Origin of the sequence: Actinomadura graeca, from assembly GCF_019175365.1 — a bacterium.
GTDB classification, from domain to species: Bacteria; Actinomycetota; Actinomycetes; order Streptosporangiales; family Streptosporangiaceae; genus Spirillospora; species Spirillospora graeca.
In genome coordinates this window covers 454,424-473,333 of sequence record NZ_CP059572.1, presented here as the reverse complement: position 1 = coordinate 473,333, position 18,910 = coordinate 454,424, and the positions used below count along the sequence as shown (strand labels likewise).

The following is an 18,910-nucleotide window of genomic DNA, read 5'->3' as shown; positions in this document are numbered from 1 at the left end:
GGATCGGCTCCCAGGAGGATCCGCAGCGGGCGATCTTCACGTTAGTGTGATCCCGGTCACCGGACCCGTCATCGACCCCCAGGACGCAGACATGATCGAGGCGGAGAACCTCACCAAACGCTACGGCGACCGGCTCGCCGTGGATGATCTTTCTTTCACCGTGGTGCCCGGCCGGGTGACCGGGTTCCTCGGCCCCAACGGCGCCGGCAAGTCCACCACCATGCGGCTGCTGCTCGGCCTGGACCGCCCCCACCGCGGCGACGCGCGGATCCACGGGCGGCACTACCGCGACCTGCACGAGCCCCTCCGGGTCGTCGGCGCGCTGCTGGAGGCGCGGGCCGTCCACACCGGCCGCAGCGCCTACAACCACCTGCTGTGCCTCGCCCAGACCCAGGGCGTCGGCCGCAGGCGGCTCGACGAGGTGATCGACCTGGTCGGGCTCACCGGCGTCGCCCGCAAACGCGCCGGGGGCTTCTCCCTCGGCATGGGCCAGCGCCTCGGCATCGCCGCCGCGCTGCTCGGCGACCCGTCGGTGCTGATCCTGGACGAGCCCGTCAACGGCCTGGACCCCGAGGGCATCGTCTGGATCCGGACGCTCATGCAGCGCCTCGCCGCCGAGGGCCGCACCGTGTTCGTCTCCAGCCACCTGATGAACGAGATGGCCGTCACCGCCGAGCACCTCATCGTCATCGGCCGCGGCAAGCTGATCGCCGACTGCTCCACCGAGGAGTTCATCGAGCGCAGCACCGAGAAGATGGTCATGGTGCGCACCCCCGACACCGCCAGGCTCACCGAGGTCCTCACCGCCGAGGGCGCCAAGGTCCAGCCCGGCGGCGACCCCGGCGCGCCCCTCACCGTCACCCACATGGAGGCGCCGCGCGTCGGTGAGCTCGCCGCCGCCGAGGGCCTGGTGCTGCACGAGCTGACGCCCCGGCGCGGATCGCTGGAGGCCGCGTTCATGGAGCTCACCCGCGAGAGCGTCGAGTACGGCGCCGACCCCGGCGCACCACCCGGTGCCCCGCCCGGGGCCGCTCCCGGAGCCGTCCCCGCGCAGGAAGGGAAGACCCGATGACCGCCGCCACCGCCGGGCCCGCCACGCCCCCGGCTCCGCCCGCGCCCGCCGCGTCGCGCGGCAAGGGCTTCGGCCGGCTCATGCTCGCCGAATGGACGAAGATCCGCTCGGTGCGGTCCACGTTCTGGTCGCTGATCCTGCTGGTCGTCCTCGACCTCGGGTTCACCGCCCTGTTCGTCGGCCTCACCGTCGGGCAGTGGGACAAGACCGACGAGGCCGACCGCGCCACCATCCTCGCCGACCCCACCAGCATGATCCTCGGGAGCGGGTTCTTCCTCAGCCAGCTGACCGTGTGCGTGCTCGGCGTCCTGGTGATCGCCTCCGAGTACTCCACCGGCATGATCCGCGCGAGCCTCCTCGCCGTGCCCGGGCGGCTGCCGATGCTGTGGGCGAAGTCCGCGGTGTTCGCGCTGGTCGTGCTGGTCCTCGGCGTGGCGGTGTCGTTCGCGTCGTTCTTCATCGGCGCCGCGTTCCTCGGCGACAAGGTGTCGGTGTCGCTCGGCGACCCCGGTGTGCTGCGCGCCGTCATCGGCGGCGGCCTGTACCTGGCGATGCTCGGGCTGTTCGCCCTGGCCGTCGGCGCGATCGTCCGGCACCCCGCCGGCGGCATCACCGGCGTGATCGGGTTCGTGCTGGTCCTCGCGCCGCTCGCCCAGCTGCTGCCCGGCAGCATCGGCGACCACGTCCACGCCTACCTGCCGTCGGAGGCCGGGCACCTCATCGCCCAGGCCCACCAGGGCAAGGACGACCTGCTCACCCCCTGGCAGGGCTACGGGGTCTTCGCCCTGTGGACGGCGCTGCTCCTCGCCGCCGCCGCCGTCCTGCTGAAGCGCCGCGACGCCTGACCCGCCGGAAGCGGCCCGCGCCCGGGCGCCGTCAGACGGGGCGGGCCGCGACCCAGGCGCCGGCGTCGTCCAGGAAACGGTCGAAACGCAGGCCCGCGGCCTCCAGGACCGGCGGCAGCGCGTCGTCGCCGAGCCGCCGCGAGACGAACGAGTGCGTCCAGCGCCGCCCGCCCATCCGGTACTCGATCGTCGCCGCGACGACGCCGGGCCCCCGCGGCTCCACCTCCGTCAGCCGGAAGTCGATGCCGTCGTGCGACCACGCGCGCGGCGCGCCCTCGTCCCACCCGGCGGTCTCACGCTGGAAGATCACCAGCCCGCCCGGTGCGGCGTGCCGGCGGCAGGTGGCCAGCAGCGCCTCCCGGTCGCCGTAGTTGACCAGGTACGACATCATCAGCACGCACCCGAACCGGTCCGGCAGGTCCAGGTCCTCGATCGCCGAGCAGACCGTCCTCGCGCCCTCGATGTGCGCGAGCATCCCCGGCGAGCCGTCCACCGCCGTCACCGGGTGGCCGAGGGCCAGCAGCGGCGCGGTGACCCGGCCCGCGCCCGCGCCCAGCTCCAGGATCGCCGTCCCCGGCGGCACCGCCCCGTGCACCAGCGCGGCGCTGCGCTCGTCGAACGGCATCGCGGCGTAGAACTCCACCGCCGAGCCGTCCGCCGCGATCTCACCCGGACCCGTCCCGCCCGTCCCCGTCCCCGTCACCGGCACCGCCTCCGCTCGCCCCGCCCGACCGCGTAGTCGATCACCCGCATCGTCGGACGCGCCGCCGCCGCCCGTCAAGGCCCGCCTGCGACGCCCCCGGGCCGCCCGCGCGGCGTGCGCGGCTCAGGACCGGCTGAACAGCTCCTGCGCCTTGGTGCGCAGCCCCTTGCGGACGACGCCGCCCGCGTCGGGATCACCCTTCATGATCGCCGCCGCGGCGTCCTTGATCTGGTCGAACTCGGCGTGCGGCGGGATCGGCGGGATGTCGGGATCGCAGTGCACGTCCAGCACCACCGGGCGGTCGGCGGCCAGCGCCCGGTCCCAGGCCGGGCCGACGTCCTCGGGCCGGTCCACCACGATGCCCTCCAGCCCGATGGACCGCGCGAACGCCGCGTAGTCCATGTCCGGCAGGGTCTGCGACTCCTCGAACTTCGGCGACCCGCCCATCGCGCGCAGCTCCCACGTGACCTGGTTGAGGTCGTTGTTGTGCAGCACCGCCACGATCAGGCGCGGGTCGCTCCACCGGTCCCGGTACCGCGCGGCCGTCAGCAGCTCCGCGAGCCCGTTCATCTGCATCGCGCCGTCCCCCACCAGCGCGATCGCCGGACGGGACGGATGCGCGAACTTCGCGCCGATCGCGTAGGGGACGCCCGGCCCCATCGTCGCGAGGGTGCCCGACAGCGACCCGCGCATCCGGCCGCGGAACCGCAGGTCCCGGGCGTACCAGTTGGCGGCCGAGCCGGAGTCGGCGGTGACGATGGCGTCGTCGGGCAGCCGCGACGACAGCTCCCAGAACAGCAGCATCGGATTGACCGGGTCCGCCGGGACGCGCGCCTGCCGCTCGACGGTCTCCCACCACCTGCGCACCCCGGCCTCGACCGTCTCGCGCCACGACCGGTCCTCCCGGCGGCGCAGGCGGGGGATGAGCGAGCGCAGCGTGGCCGCGGCGTCGCCGACGAGGTTGACCTCCGTCGGGTACCGCATGCCGATCATCTTGGCGTCCACGTCGATCTGGACGCCGCGCGCCGACCCGTACTCCGGCAGGAACTGCGAGTACGGGAAACCCGACCCGACGATCAGCAGCGTGTCGCAGTCGCGCATCAGCTCATAGGACGGGCGGGAGCCGAGCAGCCCGATCGCGCCGGTCACGTAGGGCAGGTCGTCGGGCAGGACGTCCTTGCCCAGCAGCGCCTTCGCGACCCCCGCCCCCGTGATCTCGGCGACCTCAGCGACCTCCGCCGCCGCGCCGCGGGCGCCCTGGCCCACCAGGATCGCGGTCCGCGAACCGGCGTTGAGGACCTCGGCGGCGCGGGCGACCTCGTCCTCGGGCGCCCGCGCCACCGGCCGCGTGTGGCCGGGCGCCGACGACGGGACGTGCTTGAACGCGTGCGCGGGCGGCGAGTACTCCGCCTCCTGCAGGTCGGCGGGCACGATCACCGCCGTCGGCGCGCTCTCGGCCAGCGCGATCCGCATCGCCCGGTCGATCAGGTTCGGGAACTGCTCGGGCACCGTCGCCATCTGCACGTAGGCGCCCGCGACGTCCTTGAACAGGGCCGGGAGGTCGATCTCCTGCTGGTAGTGGCCGCCGAGCGCGGTCCGCGCCACCTGCCCCACGATCGCGACGACCGGGACGTGGTCGAGCTTGGCGTCGTACAGGCCGTTGAGCAGGTGGACCGCGCCCGGGCCGCTGGTGGCCATGCAGACGCCGGCGCCGCCGCCGAACTTGGCGTACCCCACGGCCTCGAACGCCGACATCTCCTCGTGCCTGGACTGGACGAACCGGGGACGGTCGCCGGCCGTGCCGAACGCGGCGATCAGCCCGTTGATGCCGTCCCCCGGATAGCCGAACACATGCTCGACCCCCCAGTCGCGGAGCCGTTCAAGGATGTGGTCGGCGACGCTGATCGACATGGGGCCCTTCCCTCGACGACGGTCACCGGGCGGCCCCGCCCGGCAGGGGGTTCACCTGACCGCTTCCCGGCCTGCGGGATCGAAACCACGCCCCGGCCCGCCGCACCGGCCGTCCCAGCACCGCCCCAGCCCTGCCTCGGCCCGCCCGGGCCGGTCCAGGACGCCCGGAGCCCCTCCCCGGGCCCTCTAGAACCCCTGCCCGTGACCGCCGTCCATGTGACCGCCGTCCTCGTGCGGGCCGCCGTGCCCGGCCGGGCGCGGCATGACCAGGGCCCACGACTTGACCGAGCCGTGCCCCTCCCACGGCAGATGATCGCCGATGTGCGCGAAGGAGCCGCTGCTGTCGCCGTTGTGCAGCGTCACCTCCGTCACGGGGCCGTCGGGCATCCGCGCGCAGAAGGTGTACATCCACAGGGGACGGCCGGGCAGCGCGTAACCGCCGAAAAGCTCCTCCACCAGGACCATCGTCGGCGGGCGCTCCGCCGCCGCGGCCCGCAGGCCCGGCGCCAGGCCCCCGAAGTCCCGGAACGCCAGCGGCCCGTAGTACACGTCCGCCGCCCGGTCGCCGCTGGTGATCGGCACGGCGGCGGCGTAGCGGCCGAGGTCCGAGCCCGGCAGCAGCGGCGCCGCGAACACCGGGAAGACGTTGTGCGCCCACCCCTCCAGGGCCTCGGCCACCGGGTGCCGCCCGCCGGCGCCGATCCCCACCGCCTGGTCCCAGGCGAACATCCCGTCCCAGCTCGGATGCCCCACCCCGATCGGCACCCGGACGCTGCGGCCGTCCATGTACGTCTCGGGCTCGGCCACGGCCACGCGCACCCCCGTGCCGGTGACGTCCACCACGGCCCCGTCCCGGGTCACGGGCAGGCCGTGCCCCTCGCCCAGCATCCGGGCCACGTGGTCCGCGACCTCCTGCGCGCCGATCTCCATGCCGATGCCCATGCCGATCCCCTCGTCGCCCGCGAAGTGATCACCGTAGCGGGGACGGCGGCGGGCGATCAGCCCGTTCCGCGGGAACGGCAGGGCCGAGCTCCGCCAGCAGCCCGGTGAGCGCCCGGCCGAGCGGCGCGTCCAGGGTGACGAGCGCGTGCGCGTCACCGCGGGTGGCGCCCCGGTTGACGATCGCGACCGGGATGCCGAGGCCCGCCGCGTGCCGCACGAAACGGTAGCCCGACAGCACCGTCAGCGACGACCCGAGGACCAGCAGCGTCCCGGCCCCGCCGGTCAGCCCGTAGCACTCCCGCACCCGCGCGGGAGGGACGTTCTCGCCGAAGAACACCACGTCGGGCTTCAGCAGCCCGCCGCACCGGTCGCAGTCCACCGTCCGGAACGCCTCCGCCGCCGCGTCGTCCAGGACGGCGTCGCCGTCGGGGTTGACGGTCTCGGCCCGCCCCTCCCAGCCGGGGTTGGCGTCGCGCAGCCGCCGGTGCAGGAGCCCGCGCGGGGTCCGGTCGCCGCAGGCCAGGCACACCACCCGGTCCAGGCCGCCGTGCAGCTCCACCACGTCCCGTGCCCCGGCCGCCTGGTGCAGGCCGTCGACGTTCTGGGTGATGACCCCGCCGACCAGCCCGCGGCGCTGCAGCTCCGCGACCGCGCGGTGCCCGGCGTTCGGGCGGGCGCCGGCGATGTGCCGCCACCCCAGGTGGCTGCGCGCCCAGTACCGGCGCCGCGCCGCCGGGCTGCCGGTGAACCGCTGGAAGGTCATCGGCTCCGCGCGCCGCCGCCGCCCGGTCTCGCCGCGGTAGTCCGGGATCCCCGACTCGGTGGACAGCCCGGCGCCGCTCAGCACGATCACGTCACCGTCCGCCACGAGGTCGGCCAGCACCCGCAGACCCGGCTCCGCCGCGGCCTCCGCCCGCCCGGCCGCTCCCGCCGGCCCGTCCGCCACCTGCGTCATCCCTCCATGGTGCCCGACGCGGGCCGGTGCCCGCCCCGCAGGGCCGTCCCCTGCCCGGACGTACCGGACGCGGGTTTGCGGTCGTCCGAAACGCGGGCGCGGTTTGGCGGGGGCCGTGGGGGAGATCCGGTAGGCACCCCCAGCGGGGCGCCCGGCGCCCCCGACCGACCGGAGGCCCGACATGCTCGCGATCGTCGCCGCGATCGTCTTCGTTCTCGCCCTGCTCTTCGACCTCGCCGACGTCACCTCGGACGCCCTGGACTACCAGACGCTGATCACCCTCGGGCTGCTGCTGCTCGCGCTGCACCTCGCCGGCGTCGGCGCGGGCACCGACTGGCGCGCCCGCCGCTCGGCGCGCCGCCGCCGTTAAAAAATCTACAAGGTAAAGGGCGGTGGCGGCGGGGCCCCGGCCCCGCCGCCGTCGGTCCTGCGTCAGTCCTGCCCCTGGGCGTAGGCGCGCAGGCCCGGGAGGTCCACGACGCTGATCCTGCGCCAGCCGGTGCTGACCAGGCCCCTGCGCCGCAGGCTGTTCAGCGCGCGGGCGACGGTCTCGCGCGAGGCGTCCATCCAGCTGCCGAGCTCCTCCTGCGACAGCGGCGGCGCGATGTCGATCCGGCCGTCCGCGGCGGGCGGGCAGTGCCGGGCCGACAGCTCGGCGAGCTCGGTCAGCAGCAGCGCCAGCCGCCGCGCCCCCCGCGCCGACACGTGCGCCTGCAACCGGCGGCCCGCGTCGTCCAGCCGCCGCACGAACGTGCCGCTGACCAGACGCCACACCGCGGGGTGGGCGTCCAGGAACCCGGTGAACCGCGCCGCGGGCACCACCAGCGCCCGCAGCGGGCTGAGCGCCGTCACGGTCGCCGACCGCCCCCGCCTGCCGAGCACCGCGCTCTCGCACACCAGGTCGCCCGGCCCGCGCACGGCCAGCACCACCTCGTGCCCGTCCTCGGTGGACGAGGTCACCTTCGCCCAGCCGCTCTCGACGATGATGATGTGGTCGGACTCCTCGCCCTGGTAGCACAGCGGCATCCGCGGCTGGTAGTGGCGCGGCCGCGCCACCTGCCGCAGCGCCGCGCGCTGGGGGCCGTCGAGGTCGTCCCAGAAGCCCTCGCCGCGCTGCAGCGTCGCGGCCGGGTCGGTCCTTTCGCTCACGAGGGTCCGCTTTCTGGGCCGGGGCCCGCCGGTCGGTGCGCGGACGTGCCGCCGGGTGAACCGGTACCCGCGGCAGGTGGGGGGAGTGGGGCGGTGAGGCCCAGTGCCGCGGATACCGGTCCGCTCATGCGGCCGCCGCGGCGCCGGTGCTCGTCATGGCCTCTCCCGCGGCGGTGTCCGTGCCGGGTGCATGTCCCCAAGCAAAGCCCCTCATCGAAGACCAGGCTGCACTCGGGGGCCCGCGCCGTCTGCGTCATCTGACACAGTGCGCCAGGTCGGGGTCGTGTCCGCGGGATCCCGGCGCCGCGGCCCGCGGGCGGTGCGGCCCGCGGGCGGCGCGGCGGGCGGTCAGCGGGCGAGGGCGTTGAGGAGGCGGTTCACCGGGCCGTCCAGGTTCCAGCGCTCCGCCAGCTCCACGAGCGCCTCCGGGTCGCGCGGCGCGGCGGGCAGCCGGTCGTCCAGCGCCGCCAGCTCGGGGGCGTCGATGTCGGTGACGACCCGCACCACCGTCTCCGCCGCCGCCAGGTACTCGCGGGCGGCCTCCATCCGGCGCCGCGCGCCCGCGGGGAACCCCTCGTCGGTGCCCGCGTCGAGCGCCGCGAGGATGCCCTCGACGGACCCGAACCGGGACACCAGCGCCGCCGCGGTCTTGTCGCCGACCCCCGGCACGCCGGGCAGGCCGTCGCTGGGGTCGCCGCGCAGCGTCGCGTAGTCGCCGTAGCCGCGGCCGGGGATGCCGTACTTGGCCGCGACCTCCTTCTCGCCCATCACCTGCAGGTTCCTGATGCCGCGCGCGGTGTACAGGACGGCGACCGGGCCGCCGTCGTCGACCAGCTGGAACAGGTCGCGGTCGCCGGTGACGATGTCGACCGGCCCGTCGGCCGCGCCGCGCACCGCGAGGGTCCCGATGACGTCGTCGGCCTCGTACCCGGCGACGCCCGCCCTGGCCAGCCCGAACGCGTCGAGCACCGCGTCGATGACGGGCAGCTGCGCCTCCAGCGCGTCCGGGGTCTGGTCGCCGCCGTCGGCGGCGACCCGGTGCGCCTTGTACGACGGCAGCGCCGCCACCCGGAACTCCGGCCGCCAGTCGGCGTCCATGCAGCACACGAGCCGGCCGGGGGACCGGTCCTGGACGAGCCGCGCGATCATGTCGACGAGGCCGCGCACCGCGTTCACCGGCGTCCCGTCCGGCGCGGTCACCGACTCGGGCACCCCGAAGAAGGCGCGGAAGTACAACGACGGCGTGTCCAGCAGCATCAGCCCGCTCATGCGCCCCATCGTCGCACGCCCCTGCGACGCCCCTAGGCCACCTGGACGGCGAGGACGCAGGTGTCGTCGTCGGGGTTGGCGGCGCCGAGGGAGCGCAGGACGTGGTCGATGACCGCGTCCGGGGGCGCGGCGGCGCGCTCCTCGACGGCCGCGCGCAGCAGCCCGAACCCCTCGGCCAGGTCCCGGTCGCGGCGCTCGATGAGCCCGTCGGTGTAGAACACCAGCAGGTCGCCGTGCTCCAGGCGGGTGATGGCGAGGTCCAGGCAGGGCTTCTCCAGGGCGCCCAGCAGCACCCCCTCGGGCGGCTCCAGCAGCTCGGCGCGCCCGCCGCGCATCAGCAGCGGCGGCGGATGCCCGGCCTGCGCCCACGTCAGGACGCGGGGCCCGGGCTCGTAGCGGGCGGCGATGACGCTGGCGGTGGGGGCCGAGCGCCGGTCCGGGGACGGCCGCTCCAGCAGCAGCCGGTTCAGCCATCCCAGCAGCCGGTCGGGGGCGGCGCCGGTGCAGGTCAGGCCGCTGAGGGCGTTGCGCAGCCGCGCCATCTGCGCCGCGGCGGGCAGGCCGTGGCCCGACACGTCCCCGATGGCCAGGAACACCTCCCCGCCCGGCAGCGCCGCCGCCTCGTACCAGTCGCCGCCGACGCGGGACTCGCTGCGCGCCGGCAGGTACCGGACCGCGGCGCGCAGGCCGGGCAGCGCGCGGGGGCCGCGCGGCAGCGGCAGGATCGCGCGCTGCAGCTCCACGGCGATGTGCCGCTCCTCGGCGATGCGGCGGCGCTGCCGCATCAGCTGGCGGCGGGTCGCGGCGAGCGTCTCGTCGCAGCGGCGGCGCTGGGAGACGTCCTGGAAGACGACGTGCAGGGCCGCAGGCTCCCCGAGCGGATCGAGCGCCGGCTCGGCCGTGACCCGCACGTGCCGGACCTCCGCCCCGGCGCGCAGCCGCAGCTCCGCCCCCGCGGGCTCGCGGCGCACCAGCAGGGTGCGCAGCAGATGCTCGGCCCGCGGCAGGTCCGCGGGGACGACGTGGTCGGCGAGCCGGTCCAGCGGCAGCGGCCCCGCGGCGCGGTCCCGCCCGAAGATCTCATAGACCTGCTCGGACCAGCGGGCGTCGCCGGTGGCCAGGTCGAAGCGCCCCCAGCCGATGCCGCCGAGCCGCTGCGCCTGCGCGAGCTGCGCCGCGAGGTCGGCGTCGTCGTCGTGGAAACACCAGCCGACCAGCACCCCGCCGCCCACCCGGCACGCCCGCACGCTGGGCCCGCCTTCCCCGTGGCCGCGCCGCAGCGGGACGCCGGTCTCCAGCACCCGGGCGTACTCCTCGAACAGCCCCGGCAGCGCGGTCGCGTCCGCGTTGACCGCCTCCACCCGGAACTCCACCACCCGCCCGGACGCGTCGCGCACCGGCGTCATGAACGCGCCGGGCCCCTGCATCACGTCCAGCACCGCCTGCGGCCAGGGCCCCGCCCCCTCACCCGCCGCGCCGTCCATCACCGCGCCGTCCATCACCGCGCCCACGCCGCCGCCCGCGTCCCGTCCGGCGGCGTCGGCGTCGGGCGGTGAGGCGTCCCAGCCCGGGACCTCGTGCCCGCGGTAGGGGGCGTCCGTGCTCCGCGCGAGGCGGGGACGGCGCGGCGGGCCCGGGTCGGTGCCGTGCTCGGCGGCACGCGGCGCGGGCACCGCAGGGGCGGCCGCTGCGGCCGGGTCGGTGCCCAGCAGCAGCGCCGCGGCCGTGGCGGGCTCCACGCCGGTGTCGGCGGCCAGCTCCAGCAGGTGGTCATAGGCGGTGTCGGGCCCGCAGCCCAGCCGCTCGGCCAGCAGGCCCTTGGCCTGCTCGACCGCCGTGCGGGCGCGCCTGCCGCGCCGCTCGGCCTCCAGCTCGCGGCGCAGGCGCTCGACGGTCGTGGCCAGGGCGGCGCTCGCGTCGCTGTCCATCCCGGGCCGCGGGTCAGGCGCCGCGCGGAGCGGCGGCGGGCGGGCCGGGTCGGCGGCCCGCCGGGCTTCTTGGGATCCTGGTGCCGTATCCGAGGCGGACGGTCCTGTGTCGGAGCACGCACAGAATGTAACAGAACCAGGTCACAGGGAGGAGGAAGCGGCGATTCGCGGCGCGGCACGCGCCGCGCGCGGGACGCCGCGACCCGAATGGAGACGGATGTGACAACGGAGTTGTATCCGCGCGAGCGCGTCGGGCTGGTGCGGGAGGCGACGGCGAGGGCCGGCCTCGGCGCGGTGCTCCTCACGCCGGGCCCCGACCTGCGCTACGTCACCGGCTACGACGCGCTGCCGCTGGAGCGGCTGACCTGCCTGGTGGTCCCCGCGGCGGCCGAGCCGTTCCTGGTGGTCCCGCGGCTGGAACTGCCCGCCGCGCAGGAGTCGCCGGCGGGCTCGCTCGGCGTGGAGCTCGTGCCGTGGGACGAGACCGACGACCCCTACGCGCTGGTCGCGGCCCGGCTGCCGCGGGGGATCGCGGAGGTCGGGGTGGCCGACCGCATGTGGGCGGTGATGGCGCTGCGGTTCCGCGCCGCGCTGCCGGGCGCCGGGCAGGTCGCCGCGGGCGGCGTGCTGCGGGCGCTGCGGATGCGCAAGAGCGCCGCCGAGGTGGAGGCGCTGCGGGAGGCGGGCGCGGCGATCGACCGCGTCCACCGGCGGGTGCCGGGCCTGCTCGCGGCGGGACGCACCGAACGGGAGGTCGCACGCGACATCGCCGACGCGATCATCGCCGAGGGGCACGCCCGCGTCGACTTCGTCATCGTCGGGTCGGGGCCGAACGGCGCCAACCCGCACGCCGAGCCGACCGACCGGGTCATCGCGCCGGGCGAGCCCGTCGTCGTCGACATCGGCGGGACGATGCCGAGCGGCTACTGCTCGGACTCCACCCGCAACTACTGCGTCGGCGAGCCCCCCGCCGCCTACCGGGAGTACTTCGGCGTGCTGGAGGAGGCGCAGCGCGCGGCCTGCGAGGCCGTCCGCCCGGGCGTGACGCCCGAGGCGGTGGACGCGGTGGCCCGCGACATCATCGCCGCCGCCGGGTACGGCCCGCAGTTCTTCCACCGCACCGGCCACGGCATCGGGCTGGAGTCGCACGAGGAGCCCTACATCGTCGCCGGCAACCGGGAGCCGCTGGAGCCCGGCATGGCGTTCTCGGTCGAGCCGGGCATCTACCCCGGCCCGCACGGCGCCCGCATCGAGGACATCGTCGTGTGCACCGAGGACGGGCACGACCCGATGAACGTCACCGGGCACGGCCTGGTCGTCACCGGCTGACCGGCGGGGGCCGGGGGCGGACGCCCGCCCCCGCCTCCGCGCGGCCTCTGCGTGCGCGGCCTACTTGCGCAGGCCGTCGGTGACGGTGTCGGCGGGGGCCGCGGCGGCGCCCGCGCCGGGGTGGCCGATGGCCAGGCCGCTGGCGGGGTCGAAGAAGTGCAGCCGCTTGGTGTCCACGGCCAGGTCCACCCGCTGCCCGGGGCGCACGTGCGAGCGGGAGTTGACCCGCGCCGTCCACAGCGCCTTGTTGTCGATCAGCGGGATCGCCTCGCTCTCGCCCTCGGCGGCGTCCTCGGCGAGGTCGGCGGTGTCCTTGTGCTCGACCGGCGGGGCGTCGATGGCGAAGATGACGTTGATCTCGCTGCCCAGCTCCTCGGTGACGCTGCTGCGGGCGGCCAGCGGCGCCCAGTCCGCGTCGGCGTGCGCGGCGTCCTCGAAGTCGGACGGGCGGATCCCGAGGATCACCTTGCGGCCCAGGTAGTCCTGCAGCGCGGGCTTCCCGGTGAGGGTCGCGTCCGGCACCGGCAGCGTGTACCCGGCGAACGCGACGTGCGCGCCGCCGTCGCCGCGGACCAGGTCGGCGGAGACGAAGTTCATCGCGGGGGAGCCGATGAAGCCCGCCACGAACAGGTTCACGGGGTTGTCGAACAGCCGCTGCGGCGTGTCGACCTGCTGGAGCCTGCCCTCGCGCAGCACGCACACCCGCGAGCCGAGCGTCATGGCCTCGACCTGGTCGTGGGTGACGTAGACGGTGGTGACGCCCAGCCGCTCGTGGAGCTGGCTGAGCGAGGCGCGCATGGACACCCGCAGCTTGGCGTCGAGGTTGGACAGCGGCTCGTCCATCAGGAACGCCTGCGGCTCGCGGACGATCGCCCGGCCCATCGCCACGCGCTGGCGCTGCCCGCCCGACAGCGCGGCGGGCTTGCGGCCGAGGAACTGCTCCAGGCCCAGCATCTTGGCCGCCTCCAGCACCTTCTGCCGGATCTCCGCCTTGGGTGTGCCGCGCAGCTTCAGCCCGAACGCCAGGTTCTGCTCGACGGTCATGTGCGGGTACAGCGCGTAGTTCTGGAACACCATCGCGATGTCGCGGTCCTTGGGCGCCAGGTCGTTGACGACCTGCTCGCCGATGGAGATCTTGCCGCCGCTGATCTCCTCCAGGCCCGCGATCATCCGCAGCGCGGTCGACTTGCCGCACCCCGACGGGCCCACCAGCACCATGAACTCGCCGTCGCGGATCTCCAGGTCCAGCCCGTCGACGGCCTTGACGCCCCCGCCGTACACCTTGTCCACGCGGTCCAGCACGATCTTGGCCATCAGCTCCCCTTCCGATGGAAACGTTTCCCATCGACCCTGTCCAGCAGGGCTTTCACGTCGGTGTGAGGAGTAAACAACATGGAATCGTTTCCAGGGGAGGGGCGGGCGTGAGAAGATGATCGCCGGATCCGCGGACCGCGAGGAGGCACGGTGGCGACACGGGCGCGATCGGCAACGATCAAGGACGTGGCCGCCGCCGCGGGCGTCGGCATCGCCACGGTCTCGCGGGCGTTCTCCGGGGCGGGCTCGGTGAGCGCCTCGACCCGCGAGCGGGTGCTGGCCGCCGCCCGCGAGCTGGACTACCGGCCGAGCGCCCTCGGCCGCGGCCTCAAGCTGCGCCGCAGCGGCGGCATCGGGCTGATCGTCCCGGACGTCACCGACCCGTTCTGCGCCGAGCTGGTCGCCGGCGTCCTCGCCTGCGCCCGCACGCTCGGCGAGCACGTCATCGTGGACGCCGCCCACGGCGATCCCGCCCGCGAGGCCGAGATCGTCGACCGGCTCGTCGAGCAGCGCGTGGACGGCGTCATCGCGATGCCCGCCGGCCGGGACGCCGACTGGCGCGCCGCGGCCCGCGTGTGCTCCAGCGTCGTGTTCGCCGACCGCGTCCTGCCCGGGCTGCCGGAGATCCCCGCCGTCCTCGCCGACGACGCCGGCGGCGTCCGCTCCCTGGTGGAGTACCTCGTCGGGCTCGGCCACCGCCGCATCGGCTTCCTCGGCGCCGCACCGCCCGCCCCATCGGCCACCGCAACGGCCGCCGCATCGGCCGCCGCCCCGCCCGGCGGGCCTCCCGGGCCGCCTCCGGGGGTGCGGGAGCGGGCGTTCCGCGACACCCTCGCCCAGCTGCGCGTCCCCGTGGAGGAGGACCTGATCGTCGCGGCCCGCCCGGCGGGCGACGCCGCCTACGCCGCCGCGGCCGGGCTGCTGCAGCGCCGCGCGGACGTCACCGCCGTGCTCGCCGCCGGGCACCTGCTCGGCGAGGCCGCCGTGCTGGTCGCCCGCGGCCTGGACCTGCGCGTGCCCGCCGACGTGTCCATCGCCATGGTCGACGACGTCGCCTGGGCCGAGCTGTGCGACCCGCCGCTGACGGCCGTGGCCCGCCCCGCCCGCGACATCGGCTACCGCGCCTGCGAACTGCTGCTGCGCGACCGGGCCCGGCGCGGCCCGGCCCGGCCCGTGCTGCTGCCGACCGAGCTGGTCGTGCGGGGCAGCTGCGGGCCGCTGCGCACCGCCCGCGCCCCCGGCCGTGGGACGGCCCGGCACGCCTGAAACCCCCTGGACCCGCGTCCGGGCGGCCGCATACCGAGACGATCACCCGCCGGTTCCCGGCCGGCGCGCCGCGGGGGCCCGACCACTGCGCCGGGCGCGCTAGATTTCCTGGGTGGAGGAGATCGATCGTCAGATCCTGGCGCTGCTGGCCGACGATGGGCGCATGAGTTTCACCGACCTGGCCAAGGAGACCGGCCTGTCGGTGTCGGCCGTGCACCAGCGCGTCCGGCGGCTGCAGAAGCGCGGGGTCATCAAGGGGTTCACCGCCCAGCTCGACAACGAGCAGGTCGGCCTGCCGCTCACCGCCTTCGTGTCGATCAAGCCGATCGACCCCGCCGCGCCCGACGACGCGCCCGACCGGCTCGCGCACATCGCCGCCATCGAGGCGTGCCATTCCGTCGCGGGCGACGAGAGCTACATCCTCAAGGTCCGCGTCGCCTCGCCGAACGAGCTGGAGGACCTGCTCCAGCGCATCCGCGCGGCCGCCAACGTCGCCACCCGCACCACGGTCGTCCTCAGCACCCCCTGGGAAGGCCGCCGTCCTTCTTTCTGACAATCCCGGCCCAAGCGGACTCGCCTGGCGGCGGTGTTCACTGCAATCCCGGCCCAGAGTCCTCGCCTGGTGGCTCGGACCCTGACCGTGCTTGTGCGAGCGCGTCATCGCTTCGCGATCAGCCCGCGTGAGGCTCGCCTCCGGCTTTGCCTCCCGCGGGCTGCTATCGCGCTCGCGTGACGGTCGAGGCCGGAGGGCTGGACGGCTAGGGCATCTCTCGTGGATCACGACCCGGACTTCGCGGGCAGGGACGCCCATGGCGAGCCGGTGCGGGACTTCCGCGTGACGGCGTCGATCATCTGCCGGTGCTCACGCCGCCGCCTGCGCCCAAGGTGATGTGGGGATTTGCGGGAACCGCCACTGTCTGCCTTGCCGCCCTTCACGTGGTCGTCGCAGGAGGAGCCGGGTGTGGCCTGCCTGCGGTCAGCGTTTGCCACCCTCGTGCGTCTTAGTGTACAAAAGTACATGTACAAATGTTCTCTAAGGGGGAGGCGGGTATGAGTGCGCACACGGCGGCGGATCCCGGGCCGAGGAAGCGGGACCCCGAGGCGACGCGGCGGGTGATCCTGGAGGCGGCGGCGGAGCTCGTCGTCGAGCAGGGGGCGGCGGCGCTGACGCACCGGATGGTCGCGGCGCGGGCGGGGGTGGCCCTGGGGTCGACCACCCGCTACTTCGAGTCGATCGACGACCTGCGTGAGACGGCGCTGCGGATGCTCGGGGACGAGGTCGACGCCTACCTCGCCCAGATGGAGCGGGACCTGGCGTCCTGCGACGACCTGGCGGAGTGCCTGGCCGCGTCGATGCACGGCTTCCTGACCGACTCCCGGCAGGTGCACTCCGCCATGGCGCTCGTCACCGCGGCGGCCTCCGACGCGAGCCTGCGCTCGCTCGCGGTGCGCTGGACCGACCGCCTGACCGATCTTCTCGCCGTCCATGTCGGCAGGGAGCGGGCCGTTGCGGCCGAGGTCTATCTCGACGGGGCGACGATGCACGCCGCCCTGCACGACACCCCGCTCGGACGGGAGAGCGTCACCCGGGCCCTCCGCGCGATCTTCGCGATGCCCGGGACGGGAGGCCCGGAGTCATGACCGTGCTCACCACCCCGCCCGGTCCCGTCCCCACGCTGTCACGCGGCAGGCGCTGGGCCGCGCTCGCGGTGCTCACCGCGAGCCTGCTCGTCATCACGATGGACATGACGATCCTGAACATCGCGCTGCCCGACATGGCCGCCGAGCTGCATCCCACCGCCGCCCAGCAGCTGTGGATCGTGGACGTCTACTCCCTCGTCCTGGCCGGGCTGCTCGTCTCCGTCGCCGCGATCGCCGACCGCTGGGGACGCAAGCGGATGCTCGTGCTCGGCTACGCCGTCTTCGCGGCCGCCTCCCTGCTGGTCCTGGCCGCCGGCTCGGCCGAGGGCGTGATCGTGGTCAGGGCGCTCCTCGGCATCGGCGGCGCGATGGTCATGCCCACGACCCTCTCCCTGATCCGCGTCATCTTCACCGAGCCCAAGGAACGGGCGACCGCCCTCAGCATCTGGGCGGCGGTCTCCGGGCTCGGCGCGGTCGTCGGCCCGCTGGTCGGCGGATTCCTGCTGGACCACTTCTCCTGGCACGCCGCGTTCCTCGTCAACGTGCCGCTCATGGTCATCGGGGTCATCGCGGCCCTGCTGCTCCTGGCCGAGTCCCGCGCGGCGAAACCCGGCCGGTGGGACGCGCCTGCCGCGCTGCTCTCCCTGGTCGGCACGGTCGCCCTCGTGTGGGCGATCAAGCAGTTCGGTGAGGAGTCCAGCTTCGCCGTGCCGTCGGCCTGGCTCGCCCTCGGGATCGCGGCGGTGACCCTGACCTGGTTCGCGGTGCGCTGCCTGCGCAGCGACCACCCGCTGCTCGACCTGCGGCTCTTCGCGGGACGGCGGTTCTCCGCCGGGATCATCGCCGCGCTCGGCGCGACGTTCTCCATGGTCGCGGCCCTGCTGCTGGTCGCCCAGTGGCTCCAGCTCGTCGAGGGCGTCAGCCCGATCGAATCGGGGGTGCGGCTGATGCCGATCGCGCTCGCCGGTTCCGCCGTCTCCCTCGCCGCCCCGCCGCTCAGCCGCCTCATCGGCTCCCGCGCCGTCCTGGCCGGGGGACTCGCGCTCGCCGGGATCGGCATGCTCTACATCCGGCTCGTGGGCGGTGGCCTGGACCTGACGCACATGACCGTCGCGCTCTGCCTCGTCGGGGCGGGCCTGGGCGCCCTCGCCATCGGCTCGGCCATGATCATGGGCGGCGCCCCGGCGGAGAAGGCGGGCAACGCCGGCGCGCTGGAGGAGACCGCCTACGAGTTCGGCGGCACCCTCGGCGTCACGATCCTCGGCAGCATCGCGGCGCTCGGCTTCCGGGCGCGGTTCACCGGAGGCGCGGAGTTCGACGCCCTGCACCACGCGGACCCGGGCCTCGCCGGGCAGGCGGAGGAGTCCCTCGGCGCAGCCGTCACCATCGCCGGCAGACTGGGGATGCCCGACCTCGCCGCCCACGCGACCGACGCCTTCACCCACTCCCTCCAGACCGCCGGACTCATCGGCGGCGGCCTCATGCTCGCCGTGGCGCTCGTCGTGTCCCTCCTGACCCCGAAGGGCACCGAGGTCTCGGACGCCGCGCACTGACCCGGCGCGAGGACCGGCCCCGGACGCGAACCGCGCCCGGGGCCACTGCCGCGTCTCCCGCGCCTACGGCGCAGGCGGTCCCGGGTCCGGGGCGAAGGCGTCCAGGGCCTCGTGGGCGCGTCGCATCGACCCGGCGGGGTCGGCCCCGGGGGCGGTGATCTCCGGGTCGAAGTTCAGGTCGGCGAACAGCTCGGTGATCCCCTGTTCGGCGATCGCGTCGAAGTCGGCCCTGATCTGCTCGTGGGTGCCGGTGAGCGGCTTGCGGCCGGCGGCGGCGGGGCGGACGCGGACGGCCGCACGGCACACGAACCGCAGCGCGCCGGGGTCGCGGCCCGCCCGCTCCGCGGCGTCGCGGACGATCCCGACGGAGCGGCCGAGCGCGGCCGGGTCGGCGCGGCTCGCGCTGACCCAGCCCGCGGCCAGCCGCCCGGCGCGGCGCAGCGCGCCCTCCGACGCGCCGCCGAGCAGGATCGGCGGCCCGCCCGGCTGCAGCGGCCGCGGGTCCATGGTGACGGGCGGGACGTCGTAGAACTCGCCGTGGTACTCGGCGGCGTCGCCGGGCCCGCCGCCCCACAGTGCGCGCAGCACGCCGAGGAACTCCTCGGCGCGCGGCCCGCGCCGCCGCATCGGCGCGCCGACCGCGGCGAACTCCTCGGGCATCCAGCCGAGCCCGAGGCCGAGGTCGAGCCGCCCGCCGGTGACGTGGTCGAGGGTCGCGGCCTGCTTGGCCAGGATCGGCGGCGGGTAGAAGGGCAGGTTGAGCACGGCGACGCCGAGCCGCGCGCGGCGGGTGAAGCCGGCGAGGTAGGCCAGCGTCACCAGCGGGTCGGGGACGGCGCGGTAGGTGGTGTCGGACGAGCCCGCCGGGTTGAGCAGGCGCTGCAGCGTCCACAGCGAGTGGTAGCCGAGCTCCTCGGCCCGCCGCGCGATCTCCACCTGGCGGGCGGGCGTCGCCCACGCCCCGGTCACCGGCACGGCGAACCCGATCCGCACGGCGCGTTCCTCCTCGTCGTCGCCCTGGCCTCCACCTCGA

At 75.3% G+C, this 18,910-nt stretch carries 17 protein-coding genes; 8 read left to right on the top strand and 9 right to left on the bottom strand.

The genetic code is table 11. The features are described from left to right. The first annotated feature begins 91 nt into the window (after positions 1 to 91). Together AGRA3207_RS02390 and AGRA3207_RS02385 are read left to right on the top strand one after the other, a co-directional pair. Positions 92 to 1,072, top strand: coding sequence for an ABC transporter ATP-binding protein (locus AGRA3207_RS02390; RefSeq protein WP_231332905.1), 981 nt, complete (start codon positions 92 to 94; stop codon positions 1,070 to 1,072). Continuing rightward, a complete protein-coding gene (locus AGRA3207_RS02385; protein WP_231332904.1) occupies positions 1,069 to 1,917 on the top strand; it encodes an ABC transporter permease in 849 nt (282 codons plus the stop codon). The genes AGRA3207_RS02390 and AGRA3207_RS02385 overlap by 4 nt, the downstream gene beginning before the upstream one ends. Positions 1,918 to 1,948: 31 nt before the next feature. Here the strand turns inward: AGRA3207_RS02385 and AGRA3207_RS02380 are convergent, their stop codons facing one another. The 4 genes from AGRA3207_RS02380 to AGRA3207_RS02365 all read right to left on the bottom strand — a co-directional run bounded on the left by AGRA3207_RS02380 (position 1,949) and on the right by AGRA3207_RS02365 (position 6,428). Then, a complete protein-coding gene (locus tag AGRA3207_RS02380) occupies positions 1,949 to 2,620 on the bottom strand; it encodes a class I SAM-dependent methyltransferase (protein WP_231332903.1) in 672 nt (223 codons plus the stop codon). Positions 2,621 to 2,743: 123 nt separating this feature from the next. Then, complete coding sequence (locus AGRA3207_RS02375) at positions 2,744 to 4,531, bottom strand: thiamine pyrophosphate-requiring protein (protein WP_231332902.1); 1,788 nt, start codon at positions 4,529 to 4,531, stop codon at positions 2,744 to 2,746. Between the two features lie 186 nt (positions 4,532 to 4,717). Continuing rightward, the gene (locus AGRA3207_RS02370) at positions 4,718 to 5,473 is read right to left on the bottom strand and encodes a hypothetical protein (RefSeq protein ID WP_231332901.1); all 756 of its coding nucleotides are present in this window, start codon (positions 5,471 to 5,473) and stop codon (positions 4,718 to 4,720) included. A 28-nt stretch (positions 5,474 to 5,501) separates the two neighbouring features. Beyond that, positions 5,502 to 6,428 carry an NAD-dependent protein deacetylase gene (locus AGRA3207_RS02365; RefSeq protein WP_231332900.1) on the bottom strand — a complete coding sequence of 309 codons (927 nt, stop codon included), beginning with the start codon at positions 6,426 to 6,428 and terminating at the stop codon, positions 5,502 to 5,504. 181 nt (positions 6,429 to 6,609) lie between these two features. Between AGRA3207_RS02365 and AGRA3207_RS02360 the strand changes: the two genes are divergently transcribed. Then, positions 6,610 to 6,798 (top strand): hypothetical protein, encoded by a 189-nt coding sequence (locus AGRA3207_RS02360; protein WP_231332899.1) that lies wholly within the window; start codon positions 6,610 to 6,612, stop codon positions 6,796 to 6,798. 62 nt (positions 6,799 to 6,860) lie between these two features. Here AGRA3207_RS02360 and AGRA3207_RS02355 read toward each other — a convergent pair whose 3' ends face one another. The 3 genes from AGRA3207_RS02355 to AGRA3207_RS02345 all read right to left on the bottom strand — a co-directional run bounded on the left by AGRA3207_RS02355 (position 6,861) and on the right by AGRA3207_RS02345 (position 10,774). Further along, entirely contained in the window at positions 6,861 to 7,577 is a 717-nt protein-coding gene (locus AGRA3207_RS02355) for a Crp/Fnr family transcriptional regulator (RefSeq protein WP_231332898.1), read from the bottom strand. 348 nt (positions 7,578 to 7,925) lie between these two features. Further along, the gene (locus AGRA3207_RS02350) at positions 7,926 to 8,846 is read right to left on the bottom strand and encodes a 5'-3' exonuclease (RefSeq protein ID WP_231332897.1); all 921 of its coding nucleotides are present in this window, start codon (positions 8,844 to 8,846) and stop codon (positions 7,926 to 7,928) included. A gap of 32 nt (positions 8,847 to 8,878) precedes the next feature. Beyond that, entirely contained in the window at positions 8,879 to 10,774 is a 1,896-nt protein-coding gene (locus tag AGRA3207_RS02345) for a SpoIIE family protein phosphatase (RefSeq protein ID WP_231332896.1), read from the bottom strand. A 219-nt stretch (positions 10,775 to 10,993) separates the two neighbouring features. Here AGRA3207_RS02345 and AGRA3207_RS02340 point away from each other — a divergent pair, with 219 nt between their 5' ends. Next, a complete protein-coding gene (locus AGRA3207_RS02340) occupies positions 10,994 to 12,103 on the top strand; it encodes a M24 family metallopeptidase (RefSeq protein ID WP_231332895.1) in 1,110 nt (369 codons plus the stop codon). A 60-nt stretch (positions 12,104 to 12,163) separates the two neighbouring features. On the opposite strand, the gene AGRA3207_RS02335 is transcribed toward AGRA3207_RS02340, so the two are convergent. Beyond that, positions 12,164 to 13,417 carry an ABC transporter ATP-binding protein gene (locus AGRA3207_RS02335; protein WP_231332894.1) on the bottom strand — a complete coding sequence of 418 codons (1,254 nt, stop codon included), beginning with the start codon at positions 13,415 to 13,417 and terminating at the stop codon, positions 12,164 to 12,166. A gap of 150 nt (positions 13,418 to 13,567) precedes the next feature. Here AGRA3207_RS02335 and AGRA3207_RS02330 point away from each other — a divergent pair, with 150 nt between their 5' ends. The 4 genes from AGRA3207_RS02330 (at position 13,568) to AGRA3207_RS02315 (ending at position 17,877) form a co-directional block, all read left to right on the top strand. Then, complete coding sequence (locus AGRA3207_RS02330) at positions 13,568 to 14,683, top strand: LacI family DNA-binding transcriptional regulator (protein WP_231332893.1); 1,116 nt, start codon at positions 13,568 to 13,570, stop codon at positions 14,681 to 14,683. 112 nt (positions 14,684 to 14,795) lie between these two features. Then, a complete protein-coding gene (locus AGRA3207_RS02325) occupies positions 14,796 to 15,236 on the top strand; it encodes an Lrp/AsnC family transcriptional regulator (protein ID WP_231332892.1) in 441 nt (146 codons plus the stop codon). 497 nt (positions 15,237 to 15,733) lie between these two features. After that, positions 15,734 to 16,324 carry a TetR/AcrR family transcriptional regulator gene (locus AGRA3207_RS02320; RefSeq protein ID WP_231332891.1) on the top strand — a complete coding sequence of 197 codons (591 nt, stop codon included), beginning with the start codon at positions 15,734 to 15,736 and terminating at the stop codon, positions 16,322 to 16,324. Further along, a complete protein-coding gene (locus AGRA3207_RS02315) occupies positions 16,321 to 17,877 on the top strand; it encodes an MFS transporter (RefSeq protein ID WP_231332890.1) in 1,557 nt (518 codons plus the stop codon). The genes AGRA3207_RS02320 and AGRA3207_RS02315 overlap by 4 nt, the downstream gene beginning before the upstream one ends. Positions 17,878 to 17,940: 63 nt before the next feature. On the opposite strand, the gene AGRA3207_RS02310 is transcribed toward AGRA3207_RS02315, so the two are convergent. Continuing rightward, positions 17,941 to 18,870 (bottom strand): TIGR03619 family F420-dependent LLM class oxidoreductase, encoded by a 930-nt coding sequence (locus AGRA3207_RS02310; RefSeq protein ID WP_231332889.1) that lies wholly within the window; start codon positions 18,868 to 18,870, stop codon positions 17,941 to 17,943. Positions 18,871 to 18,910: the final 40 nt, after the last annotated feature.